Origin of the sequence: Amylibacter marinus, from assembly GCF_030160015.1 — a bacterium.
Lineage (GTDB): Bacteria > Pseudomonadota > Alphaproteobacteria > Rhodobacterales > Rhodobacteraceae > Amylibacter > Amylibacter marinus.
Genome location: NZ_BSNN01000002.1, coordinates 1012883 through 1025546, shown reverse-complemented (window position 1 = coordinate 1025546; position 12664 = coordinate 1012883). Strand labels below are relative to the sequence as shown.

General features: G+C 55.2%; 11 protein-coding genes. All 11 read left to right on the top strand.

All coding sequences use genetic code 11. The annotated features are described in order from the left end of the window. The 11 genes from rsmH (at position 1) to QQL62_RS05840 (ending at position 12629) form a co-directional block, all read left to right on the top strand. Positions 1-1014 (top strand): 16S rRNA (cytosine(1402)-N(4))-methyltransferase RsmH, encoded by a 1014-nt coding sequence (gene rsmH, locus QQL62_RS05890; protein WP_431355746.1) that lies wholly within the window; start codon positions 1-3, stop codon positions 1012-1014. After that, a complete protein-coding gene (gene ftsL / locus QQL62_RS05885) occupies positions 1014-1379 on the top strand; it encodes a cell division protein FtsL (RefSeq protein ID WP_284376929.1) in 366 nt (121 codons plus the stop codon). The genes rsmH and ftsL overlap by 1 nt, the downstream gene beginning before the upstream one ends. Continuing rightward, positions 1376-3169: a peptidoglycan D,D-transpeptidase FtsI family protein gene (locus QQL62_RS05880; RefSeq protein WP_284376927.1), complete on the top strand. Its 1794-nt coding sequence runs from the start codon at positions 1376-1378 to the stop codon at positions 3167-3169. Before ftsL ends, QQL62_RS05880 begins: the two co-directional genes overlap by 4 nt. Positions 3170-3177: 8 nt before the next feature. Beyond that, positions 3178-4671, top strand: coding sequence for a UDP-N-acetylmuramoyl-L-alanyl-D-glutamate--2,6-diaminopimelate ligase (locus QQL62_RS05875; RefSeq protein ID WP_284376926.1), 1494 nt, complete (start codon positions 3178-3180; stop codon positions 4669-4671). Next, on the top strand, positions 4668-6050 hold the full coding sequence (locus tag QQL62_RS05870) for a UDP-N-acetylmuramoyl-tripeptide--D-alanyl-D-alanine ligase (protein ID WP_284376925.1): 1383 nt from the start codon (positions 4668-4670) through the stop codon (positions 6048-6050). Before QQL62_RS05875 ends, QQL62_RS05870 begins: the two co-directional genes overlap by 4 nt. A 14-nt stretch (positions 6051-6064) precedes the next feature. Beyond that, positions 6065-7150, top strand: a complete 1086-nt coding sequence (gene mraY / locus QQL62_RS05865; protein WP_284376924.1) for a phospho-N-acetylmuramoyl-pentapeptide-transferase — start codon at positions 6065-6067, stop codon at positions 7148-7150. Further along, complete coding sequence (gene murD / locus QQL62_RS05860; RefSeq protein ID WP_284376923.1) at positions 7150-8565, top strand: UDP-N-acetylmuramoyl-L-alanine--D-glutamate ligase; 1416 nt, start codon at positions 7150-7152, stop codon at positions 8563-8565. Before mraY ends, murD begins: the two co-directional genes overlap by 1 nt. A 118-nt stretch (positions 8566-8683) precedes the next feature. Then, positions 8684-9859: a peptidoglycan glycosyltransferase FtsW gene (locus tag QQL62_RS05855; protein ID WP_284376921.1), complete on the top strand. Its 1176-nt coding sequence runs from the start codon at positions 8684-8686 to the stop codon at positions 9857-9859. Then, positions 9852-10943 carry a UDP-N-acetylglucosamine--N-acetylmuramyl-(pentapeptide) pyrophosphoryl-undecaprenol N-acetylglucosamine transferase gene (locus QQL62_RS05850; protein ID WP_284376919.1) on the top strand — a complete coding sequence of 364 codons (1092 nt, stop codon included), beginning with the start codon at positions 9852-9854 and terminating at the stop codon, positions 10941-10943. The genes QQL62_RS05855 and QQL62_RS05850 overlap by 8 nt, the downstream gene beginning before the upstream one ends. A 4-nt stretch (positions 10944-10947) precedes the next feature. Then, positions 10948-12345 (top strand): UDP-N-acetylmuramate--L-alanine ligase, encoded by a 1398-nt coding sequence (murC, locus tag QQL62_RS05845; RefSeq protein ID WP_284376916.1) that lies wholly within the window; start codon positions 10948-10950, stop codon positions 12343-12345. Next, on the top strand, positions 12342-12629 hold the full coding sequence (locus tag QQL62_RS05840) for a DUF2484 family protein (protein ID WP_284376912.1): 288 nt from the start codon (positions 12342-12344) through the stop codon (positions 12627-12629). Before murC ends, QQL62_RS05840 begins: the two co-directional genes overlap by 4 nt. Positions 12630-12664: the final 35 nt, after the last annotated feature.

The window sequence follows — 12664 nt, the reverse complement described above, 5'->3', positions numbered from 1 at the left end:
ATGGCAATGGCCCAGATAATTGCACCCTCTGCGCCCCATATACCTGTATTGCTGGCGCCTATTTTGGAAAACGCCGCCCCTATTTCTGGCCGTTGGCTGGATGGCACATTCGGTGCTGGTGGTTATACGCGTGCGTTGTTGGATGCGGGCGCATCTGATGTATATGCCATTGATCGTGACCCTGAGGTTTTTGTGCGAGCAGAAAAATGGGCCGGTGAATACGAAAACCACCTACATCTTATTCATGGTACATTTGGGCGGCTGGATGAACTGGCACGTGATGCCGGCGCTGCGCTGCTGGATGGTGTGGTCTTGGATATCGGGGTGTCCTCGATGCAGATAGATCAGGCCGCGCGCGGGTTTTCTTTCATGAAGGATGGGCCTCTTGATATGCGCATGGCGCAGGCGGGGATGAGTGCTGCTGATATTGTAAATTCCGCAGACGAGGGTGATCTGGCGGATTTGATATACTTGTACGGTGAAGATCGAGCCTCGCGTCGCATTGCCCGCAATATCGTAAAGGCTCGTGCCCTTGCCCCCATCGAAACCACCTTTCAGTTGGTCGAGGTACTTGAAAATTCCTTGCCGCGAGCCAAGCCCAATCAGGCCCACGTGGCGACGCGTACCTTTCAGGCATTGCGTATTGCGGTCAATGACGAGCTAGGCCAATTGGTGGCGGGCCTGCGTGCCGCCGAGGCCGTTCTAGCCCCCGGTGGTGTTCTGGCTGTGGTGACCTTTCACTCTATCGAAGATCGTATCGTAAAGCGGTTCTTGCAGGCGCGCAGTGGTAATTTGCCCAAGGGCAACCGTTATCAACCAGAGGTCACACATGATGCGCCGCGTTTCCAATTAATGGGGCGCAAGGCCATCGGCCCAAGCAAAGATGAGCTGGACCATAATCCGCGTGCCCGTAGCGCAAAGCTGCGCATGGCGCGCCGACTGGATACGCCAGCAGGTGATTTTGACACCAGCAAAATTGGTTTACCAAAATTTGATTTAGGAAGGATTTCGTAATGCGTGTTTTTCTGTATCTTAGCTGTTTAGGCTTGGTGGTTTTCGTGGCCTATTGGGCCTATACCGAAAATTACACCACACAGGCCAGCTCGCGTCGCGTGGACAATCTGCACCAACAGATCGCCCAAGAACGCGAGGCACTTTCGGTGTTAAACGCGGAATGGGCCTATTTAAATCGCCCAGATCGTTTGCGCGATTTGGTGGAAATGAATTTCGATAGCTTGGGCCTTGTGCCTTTGGCCGCCCAGCATTTTGCAGAGCTAGAGGATATTCCCCTGCCGCCCGCAGCGCTGGGCATTCCCAATTTACCAGTGTCGGTTAAATCGGTCACCCCCGTGGCCGAAGAGGGGAAAGATTTCCCATGAGACGCGAACCCCTTCGCCCCTTAGCACAGGTTATTCATACCCGCGAACAGGGTGAGAACCCAGATATGATTGAGGCCCGCGCCCGTGCCAAGCGCAACCAAGCCATCGCGGTCAAGCACCGCCTGCGCGCCGAGAACCGCCTATTGATCCTAGGTTTGGCCTTTGTGGTCGGCTTTGGTGCGATTGGGGCTAAAATGGGCATGTTGGCCAATTCTGCCCCTGCCGAGACCGCCTATTTTGCGTCGACCTCAAAAATCATCAACCAGCGTGCGGACATCACCGACCGCAACGGCAATGTACTGGCCACCAATTTAACGACACAGGCGCTTTATGCACAGCCGCCGTTGATGGTCGATGGTGTCAAGGCGGCCAAAGATTTGGTGGAAATTTTCCCCGATCTGGATCTGGATCGCCTGACACGGGATTTCACATCCGGCAAGCGCAAGTTCATTTGGTTAAAAAAGCGCATCAGCCCCGAACAACGTCAATTGGTGCATGATTTAGGCGAACCGGGCCTGTTGTTTGGGAACCGCGAAATGCGCCTGTATCCCAATGGTAAACTGGCTGCACATATTTTGGGCGGCACCCGATTTGGCGAGGAGGGAGTGCGTGCCGCCGAGGTACTGGGTGTGGCAGGCGTCGAGAAATACTTCGATGATATGTTGCGCGATCCTGCACTTGAAGGGTCTCCGCTACAGTTGTCTCTGGATCTAAGCGCGCAATCTGCCACCAGAGAGGTGCTGGAGGATGGCATGATCTATATGAATGCAAAGGGTGCTGCCGCGATCCTGATGGATGTGCACACTGGTGAAATCTTATCGATGGTTTCCCTGCCTGATTTTGATCCAAATGAACGCCCGCGCCCCGCCACAACAGGCGATGCATCTGACAGCCCGCTGTTCAATCGCGCCGCCCAAGGGGTTTATGAGCTGGGCTCAACGTTCAAAATCTTCACTGTGGCCACATCGCTGGAAAAAGGTCTGGCCAATCCAAACACCATGATCGAAACCAAAAGCCCGATGAAATGGGGCAAATTCCCGATCCGCGATTATAAAAACTATGGGCCTGAATTGTCAGTACAGGATGTGATTATGAAATCATCCAATGTCGGCACCGCGCGCATGGCGCTGGCGGCAGGCACTTCGGCACAGAAAGACATGTTGAAATCACTTGGTTTTTTCGAGGAAGTACCAGTAGAGCTGATCGAAGCATCGCAAACCAAACCTCTTTTGCCCAAGCGTTGGTCGGATATTTCAACCATCACTATTTCTTATGGGCACGGCCTATCGGCCACACCTCTACATCTAGCCACGGCCTATGCCAGCATGGCCAACGGTGGCTATGCGGTGAAACCCACGCTACAGCGCCTTGATGTCACTGAGGCAAAGGGCGCGCGCGTGATGAGTGAGCGCACCTCTCAGCAACTGGTCAATATGCTGCGCCGTGTGGTAAACGACGAAAACGGCACCGCCACAATGGGCGAAGTTCCTGGGTACGAGGTGGCTGGTAAAACTGGCACCGCCGAAAAACCCAACGCACAAGGCGGCTATGATAAGAAAAAGGTGATCGCCACATTCGCCTCTGTCTTCCCTGCCAGCAATCCCAAATACACCCTTGTGGTGGCGCTGGACGAGCCAGAGATAAATGCGGTGGGCGAGGATCGGCGCACCGCAGGTTGGACAGCCGTGCCCGTGGCCGCAGAAATCATTGCCAGGGTTGCCCCGATTTTGGGTCTGCGTCCACTTGCACCTAAACAGCCAATCACCTACACGCAGACCAGCAACCAATAGAGGCGCCGATGTCCGCGAACCCTGACCCAAAAACCCTGTCTGCACTGGGGCTTGCGCCAAATCAGGGCGCCCTGCAGGATGTGACCATATCTGGTATTTCCGTTGACAGCCGCCAAACCGCCGAGAATGATTTATTCGTAGCCCTTGCAGGTGTAGATATGCATGGTGGTGAGTTTGTAAAATTTGCTCTGCGCATGGGGGCGGGGGCAGTTTTAACCGATCCCGCGGGTTGGGAAATCGCGCGTCGCGAGATTGCACAGATCGATGTGCCTGTTGTGGTGGTGGAGGATCCGCGCCGTGCGCTGGCGCTTGCAGCTGCACGGTTTTTTGCGGCGCAACCGGCGACCATTACGGCCGTAACCGGCACCAATGGTAAAACATCTGTGGCTAGTTTCACCCGACAAATATGGGAACTATTGGGCAAAAGCGCGGTTAATTTTGGCACTGCAGGTGTCGAGGGCGCGGTATCAGCCCCGATGTCCCACACCACGCCAGAGCCGGTGACGCTACACAGGCTTTTGCATGGGCTACAGGGCGATGGTGTCACCCACGCCGCGATGGAGGCCTCTAGCCACGGGTTAGAGCAGCGCCGCCTTGATGGGGTTTATCTAACGGCCGCGGCATTCACCAATTTTACCCAAGATCATTTGGATTATCACAAAACCTTCGAGGAATATTTCGCAGCCAAATCTGGCCTGTTTGGGCGGGTTCTGCCCCCTGAGGGCACGGCAGTTCTGAATATGGACGACCCGCGCGGGGTGGATATGCGCGATATCGCGCTGTCGCGTGGCCAAGATGTGATTACCGTGGGACATGAGAATTGCGATTTAACGCTATTGAATGCGCGCTTTGATAGTACGGGCCAAGATCTGCGGTTTTCGTGGCGTGATGTGGTGCATAGTATGCGCCTAGAGTTGATCGGCGGATTTCAGGCGATGAATGTTCTACAAGCGGCGGCACTGGCCATCGGGTCTGGCGCACAGGCAAGGGAAGTATTCCAGACACTGCCGGAATTAAAAACCGTACAGGGGCGCATGCAATTGGCGGCGACACGCCAAAATGGCGCCACGGTTTTTGTCGATTACGCCCATACGCCCGATGCGGTGGAAACGGCGCTACGTGCCATGCGTCCTCATGTTTTGGGGCGCCTGTTGGTGATCATCGGCGCGGGCGGTGATCGTGATACAGACAAACGCCCAAAAATGGGATTGGCGGCGGCGCAAAACGCCGATGTGGTGTTTGTAACGGATGATAATCCGCGCAGCGAAGACCCCGAGAAAATCCGCTGGGCGGTATTGCAGGGCTGTCCTGAGGCCACGGAAATTGGCGATCGGGCACAGGCGATATTGGCTGGCGTTGATGCGCTACAGCCCGGGGATGCGCTGTTAATCGCGGGCAAGGGACACGAGACAGGCCAGATTGTTGGTGACGATATTTTTGAATTTAACGACGCAGAACAGGCCAGCGTTGCCGTTGCAGCACTTGACGGATTGGGCGCATGAGCTTGTGGACATCAAAAGATGCGATCAGCGCAACCGGCGGTACCACCCCCTGTGACTGGGAGGCGACGGGGCTGTCTATTGATACGCGCTCTATCCAAGCGGGGGATATGTTCGTTGCCTTAACCGACCAGCGCGATGGCCATGATTTCGTGGCCGATGCATTGGCCAAGGGGGCGGCGGCGGCATTGGTTTCGCATATTCCAGCGGGGCTGCCTGTGGATGCACCCCTTTTGCTGGTCAATGACGTTTTGGCAGGTCTTGAGGATATGGCGCGATTCGCGCGGGCACGCACACAAGCGCAGGTGATTGGCGTTACAGGGTCTGTGGGCAAAACCAGCACCAAAGAAATGCTCCGCACAGCCCTTGCAACGCAGGGCGTGGTGCATGCGGCAGATCGTAGCTTTAACAATCATTGGGGCGTGCCACTGACATTGGCGCGCATGCCCCAGAATGCAGATTTCGCAGTGATAGAAATTGGCATGAACCACGCGGGTGAAATTCGCCCCCTGTCAAGAATGGCACAATTAGATGTGGCGATTATCACCACCGTGGCGCCCGTGCACATGGAGGCCTTTAATGATATTTCCGAAATAGCCCAAGCCAAGGCGGAAATATTCGAAGGCTTAAAGCCAACAGGTACTGCAATTGTAAATGGTGACATTGAAACATTTGATGTAGTGCGCCGCGATCTTGGCGACAGCCATTTATTGGTGACCTTCGGTCAAGGCGCAACCTGTGAATTCCGCGCGTTGGATATTCAGACCGCGGGCAGCATAACCCGCTGTGCTGTGGAAGTTATGGGCCAAAAGACACAATTTGAAATTCAGGCGGCTGGTGCCCATTTCGCAACCAATGGCTTGGCCGTTTTGGCCGCCGCAGGGGCCATTGGTGCAGACCTAGAAAAAACCATTACAGCCCTTGCAAACTGGACAGCCCCCGCAGGGCGCGGTGCGCGCCATATCATCGATCTGGGCGCGGGTGCATCCTGTGAATTGATAGACGAGAGCTATAACGCCAACCCCAAATCCATGGGGGCGGCACTGGATGTATTGGCCAGCGCGCATGCCAAGGGGCGGCGTATCGCCATTCTTGGAGAAATGGGCGAGCTGGGCGCGGATGAATTGGCCTTGCATGCGGAGCTAGCAGCCCTGCCCAGCGTGGCACAGGTGGATCAATTCCATCTGGTTGGGCCGATGATGCAATCCCTACATGCCGCGCTACCAGCGGCAAAGCGCGGGGTATGGGTGGCGCAGGCAGATGAGCTGGTGCACCGGATCGAAAACCTGTTATCAGCGGGCGACGTTATTATGGTTAAGGGATCAAACTATACCCGTGTGTCCACGGTGGTCAGCGCGATCCAAAAATTAGGCGCGGCATAAGCAAAGGATCGAATATGCTCTACTTTCTCAGCGAACTTTCCGATGGCGGGGATATTTTCAACCTGTTCCGCTATATCACCTTTCGGGCCGGTGGGGCGCTGTTTACGGCCCTGATCCTTAGCTTTATGTTTGGGGCGCCGCTTATACGTCGTCTGCGCAAAATGCAAAAAAAGGGCCAACCTATTCGCGAAGATGGCCCAGAAAGCCATATCATCGCCAAAGCAGGTACCCCCACCATGGGCGGCGTGTTGATCTTGGGCACGCTGTTGCTATCCACGCTGTTATGGGCGCGGGTGGATAATGGCTTTGTTTGGATTGTTCTTCTGGTTACGGTGGGCTTTGGGGCGATCGGATTTATCGATGATTACATGAAGGTCACCCAGCATAGCGTTAAGGGGTTCTCCTCCAAGGCGCGCCTTGGTCTTGGGCTGGTGATTTCGCTGATAGCGGCCTATTTCGCATCCTCATTGCATACTCCAGATTTAAAATACCATCTGGCCCTGCCGGTGTTCAAGGATACGTTGATTAACCTCTCCTATGTCTACCTGCCCTTTGCGGTCATTGTGATTGTGGGTTCGGCCAACGCGGTGAACCTGACGGATGGTCTAGATGGGCTGGCAATTATGCCGGTGATCATTGCGGGGGGCACACTTGGGGTGATTGCTTATGTGGTTGGGCGTACGGATTTTACCCAGTATTTGGATGTGCACTATGTGGATGGCACGGGTGAGTTGTTGGTCTTTACCTCGGCGCTAATCGGTGCGGGGCTTGGGTTCTTGTGGTATAATGCACCCCCTGCCGCGGTGTTTATGGGTGATACGGGGTCTTTGGCATTGGGGGGGGCGCTGGGTGCGATTGCGGTCTCTACCAAGCATGAATTGGTGCTGGCGATTGTTGGTGGCCTGTTCGTGGTCGAGGCCCTCTCTGTGATCATTCAGGTGCTCTATTTCAAGAAAACCGGCAAGCGGGTGTTTTTGATGGCGCCTATTCACCACCATTTCGAGAAAAAGGGCTGGCACGAAAGCCAGATCGTTATCCGCTTTTGGATTATTGCTTTGATCTTGGCCTTGATTGGTCTCGCTACATTGAAGTTGCGCTAATGATCCCTGTTCGCGGATATAAGGACAAACGGGTCGCGGTTTTGGGGCTGGGGCGTTCTGGCCTTTCGGCGGCTCTCGCGTTGCAGGCGGGGGGCGCATCGCCCGTGGTCTGGGATGATAATGAGCCCGCCCGCGCGGCCGCACATGATTTGGGGCTGGATGTGCAAGACCTGTCGAAAGACAGACCATGGGTCGATGTGGTATCGCTGATCCTTTCGCCCGGTATCCCACACCTGTACCCGCGACCACACCCTATCGTGGCCAAGGCATGGGCAATGAATGTGGTGGTGGATAATGACATTGGCTTGTTTTTCCGCTCTTATGCCACACGCGACTGGGATATGTTTGACAATCAGCCACAGGTGGTCTGCGTCACTGGATCAAATGGTAAATCAACCACGACTGCGCTGATCACACATATTCTACGCGCGGCGGGCAAGCCTGTGCAAATGGGCGGCAATATTGGCCGCGGTGTATTAGATTTGAACCCCGCCACAGATGGCGAGGTGGTGGTGATGGAGCTGTCTTCCTATCAAACTGATGTCGCGCGGTCTTTGACCCCGGATATTGGGGTGTTCATGAACCTGTCGCCGGATCATCTGGATCGCCATGGCGGTATGGGCGGTTACTATGCTGCCAAGCGGCGTCTGTTTATCGAGGGTGGCCCAGAGCGTGCGATTATCGGCGTGGATGAAATAGAGGGTCGCGCCCTAGCTAATGAAATGCGCCAAGAGGTGGTTTCTGGCGATCCGGTGATTGCAATTTCTACCACGCAAAAACTGCGCGGCGCCGGCTGGTCTGTATTTGCGCGCAAGGGGTTCTTGGCCGAATGGCGCAAAGATCGGCAAATGGCCTCGATTGACCTGCGTGACATTCAGGGCCTACCGGGGGCACATAATCACCAAAACGCCTGTGCGGCCTATGCCGTCTGCCGATCCCTTGGCCTGTCACCCAAGGTGATCGAGAGCGCATTGCACAGCTTCCCTGGGTTGCCGCACCGCTGTCAAGTTTTGGGGGCTGCGCGCGGGATTACCTTTGTGAATGACAGCAAGGCCACCAATGTGGATGCAGCGGCAAAATCGATCGGCGCGTTTAAAAACATCCGCCTGATTATCGGGGGCCAACCCAAAGAGGGCGGCATAGCAGATCTGGCCCCCGTGCTGGGGGATGTGAAATCGGCCTATCTGATCGGCGCGGCGGCAGAGGAGTTTGCCAAACAATTGCCCGATACCCCACACCAAATTTCAGGCACCATCGAGGCGGCGGTACAACAGGCCATAGAGGATGCGGATGTAGGGGATGTGGTTCTGTTGGCACCTGCCTGTGCCAGCTTTGATCAATATAAAAACTTCGAGTTGCGCGGCGATGCCTTTGTCGCTGCGGTTGCGCCATTTTTGGCCGAGGGTGCAGGGTAATATAATCCCGCATCTCAGTGACTAGAAAAACCAAAACGAATATGCCATAGTTGGACAAAATAATAATAAGCCGAACCCGAAAACGAGGCGGCACAGCAGTAGACAGGCGGATATTTCCATGACTGATATGGTATTTGGAACAGTCGCGGCTCAACCGGGGGAACCTATCCTTCCGCGTTGGTGGCGTACGATTGATCGGTGGACCCTTACATTTGTAATTGCCTTGTTTTTTATTGGTATCCTGCTTGGGCTTGCAGCGTCGGTTCCCTTGGCACAGCGCAATGGTTTGGCGCCGTTTTATTATGTGTATAAACAGCTGTTCTTTGGGGTGGTGGCGCTGATTGCCATGATCATCACCTCTATGATGTCACCCCGCACTGTGCGCCGTTTGGGCGTTTTGGGCTTCTTGGCGGGGTTTGTTGCGATTTGCATGTTGCCGTTTTTGGGGACTGATTTTGGCAAGGGTGCAGTGCGCTGGTATTCATTAGGCTTTGCATCTGTGCAACCATCAGAATTTCTAAAGCCCTGCTTTGTGGTGTTTTCGGCATGGCTTATGGCCGCCAGTTACGAAGTCGGCGGCCCCCCTGGGAAACGCATGTCCTTTGTCGTGTGTTTGGCGGTGGTCACCTTGCTGGCACTACAGCCTGATTTTGGTCAGGCCTCTCTTACACTTGCCGCATGGGGGTTGATGTATTTCATTGCCGGTGCACCGATGTTGTTGCTGTTCGCGCTCGGTGGCTGTGTGGTGGCGGCGGGGTTCTTTGCCTATAATTCATCCGAACATTTCGCCCGCCGTATTGATGGGTTCTTAAACCCTGATGTTGATCCACGCACGCAGCTGGGCTATGCCACAAATGCGATCCAAGAGGGTGGTTTTTTTGGCGTTGGCGTTGGCGAAGGCTCGGTAAAATGGTCTCTGCCTGATGCGCATACGGACTTCATTATTGCGGTTGCGGCCGAGGAATACGGGCTGGTTCTGGTGCTGATCATCATTGGGTTGTTTATGGCCGTAACGGTTCGATCGCTAATGCGCCTGATGTCTGAACGCGATATTTTCATTCGCCTTGCGGGCACAGGCCTTGCGGTGCTGTTTGGTATGCAGGCCATGATTAATATGGGTGTTGCGGTACGCTTGTTACCAGCCAAGGGCATGACCCTACCGTTTGTTAGTTATGGTGGGTCATCTCTTGTTGCGGGTGGGATTGCCTTGGGCATGCTACTGGCATTTACACGTACCCGTGCACAGGGCGATATCAGTGATATTTTAAATCGAGATAAATTGGCACATGAGTGATAAATTACTAACCATCGCCGCTGGCGGAACTGGGGGGCATATGTTCCCAGCCCAATCCTTGGCCGAAGAAATGTTAAAGCGCGGCTGGCGGGTCAAACTGTCCACCGACCCGCGCGGTGCGCGCTATACGGCCGGTTTCCCTGATGCGGTGCAGATCGAGATTGTAAATGCATCTACATTTGCGCGCGGTGGCCTCAAGGCAAAATTGCTAACACCCTTTCAAATTCTGCGTGGTGTTCTTGGGGCATGGCGCTCTATGCGCGTGGATCGCCCAGAGGTGGTTGTGGGGTTTGGCGGTTATCCTGCCTTGCCTGCAATGATTGCCGCGGGGCTGTGCAAGGTGCCACGTATCATACACGAACAGAACGGCATACTGGGGCGGGTGAACAAATTGTTCGCGACACGCGTTGATGCGGTGGCTTGCGGTACATGGCCAACCACATTGCCTGCGGATGTGGGGGGGATGCATGTGGGCAATCCTGTGCGCGCGGCGGTGCTGGCCAAAGCGGCGGCGGGGTATATCCCCCCGGGTGATTGGCCGATGAACCTGCTGATAATCGGTGGCTCCCAAGGGTCTAGTATTGTGTCCACCACGGCCGCACAGGCGGTGGCGCTCCTAACAGATACCATGCGCCAAAACCTGCGGGTATCGTGCCAAGCGCGCGCCGCTGATCTAGCAGAGGTACAATCGCTCTTTGCAAATGCGGGGGTTAACGCCGATGTGCAGGAATTTTTCACAGATATCCCTGACCTGATGGCCGAGGCGCAATTGGTGATCTCGCGCTCTGGTGCATCGTCGGTGGCGGATATATCTGTAATCGGACGCCCCTCAATTCTGATCCCCTTTGCTGCCGCAACCGCAGATCACCAAAGCGCTAACGCCCGTGGTCTGGTGGATGCAAATGCCGCAATTCTAATGCCTGAATCCCAGCTAAGCGCGCAAAAATTGGCCGAGAGCATCAAAATGGTGCTGGAAAATGAAAAAGGTGCTTCTCAAATGGCACTGGCCGCCCTATCTCAGGGAAAACCACAGGCCGCCGAGGAATTGGCCGCACTGGTAGAGGCCTCAATAGAACAAGGATGACCCCGTGAACGCAGCAACCAAACTTCCGACTCAGCTTGGCACTATTCATTTCGTCGGGATCGGTGGTATTGGCATGTCTGGCATTGCCGAGGTGCTGATAAACCACGGCTATTCCATTTCTGGGTCAGATCTGCGCGCCTCTAAAATTACCGAACGATTGGCAGGGATGGGCGCGCAAATTTCATACCCGCAACGGGCCGAAAATATCCACGACGCGGCGGTGGTTGTGATCTCATCTGCTATCAAGCCGGGCAACCCAGAGCTAGATGCGGCCCGCGCTCGGGGCCTGCCTGTTGTGCGCCGCGCAGAGATGCTGGCAGAGCTGATGCGTCTGAAATCCAACGTGGCCATTGCGGGAACACACGGCAAAACCACCACCACCACAATGGTTGCCACCCTGCTGGATGGCGGCGGCATTGACCCCACCGTGATTAATGGTGGCATCATCCATGCCTATGGCTCCAATGCCCGTATGGGCGCGGGTGAGTGGATGGTGGTCGAGGCGGATGAAAGCGACGGCACATTCAATAAATTACCCGCCACCATTGCCGTGGTTACCAATATCGATCCCGAGCATATGGAACACTATGGCACCTTTGATAACCTGCGGGATGCCTTTTACCAATTTGTCTGTAACATCCCGTTCTATGGGTTGGCCATTTGCAATACGGATCATGGCGAGGTGCAAAACCTGGTTGGGCGGATCAATGACCGCCGCGTGAAAACATACGGGTTCAACCCACAGGCCGATGTGGCGGCGGAAAACCTGCGCTATGAAAACGGATCGGCCCTGTTTGATATTGCCCTGCGCGACGAAGATCTACGCATCGACAATGTTGTGTTGCCCATGCCTGGCGATCACAATGTATCCAACGCGCTGGCCGCGGTGGCGGTGGCGCGGCATCTGGGGATGAAGGGCGATGAAATTCGCAAGGCCCTTGGTACATTCAAGGGCGTTAACCGCCGCTTTACCAAGGTGGGGGTGATCGATGGTGTCACGGTGATAGACGACTACGCCCACCACCCTGTGGAAATCGAGGCGGTGCTCAGTGCCGCGCGCCAAGCAACCACAGGGCGGGTGATTGCGGTGCACCAGCCGCATCGCTATTCGCGCCTAGAAAGCCTGTTTTCTGATTTCTGTAGCTGTTTTAATGATGCGGATATTGTGGGTATTTCTGATGTCTATGCCGCAGGCGAAGACCCGATAAAAGGGGCCGAGCGCGATGATTTGGTGGCGGGGCTTACGACCCATGGGCACCGCGCCGCCTTGGCAGTGGCCAATGAGGCGGATTTCCACGAATTTTTCAAACGCGAGTGCAAGCCTGGTGATCTGCTGGTCTGCCTTGGTGCTGGTACGATTTCTGCATGGGCCAATGCCCTTGAGCGGGCGATAAAGTCATGAATTACACCGCGCTGATTGTCGGCATATGGATTGTGACATCGGCGATCGTGGCTATGACATCCACGCGCTACCATCGATTTTTTGCACTCTATGTGCTGATCCCCACGGCGCTGATCCTAATTCCGCTAATCGGATATAGCTATGGCTTGGTTTGGATGTTGGCGGCCCTATTGGGGGCTGGTTCTGTCTTGCGCTGGCCCGTTTATTTCCTGACCAAGTTTTTCTGGAGCAAACTAACAGGGCGCCCTTATACTGGCCCGCCCATTCGCACCAAGGGGAAATAGGGCGATGGTGGGAAAATACCTAAGGCCCCTTAGGG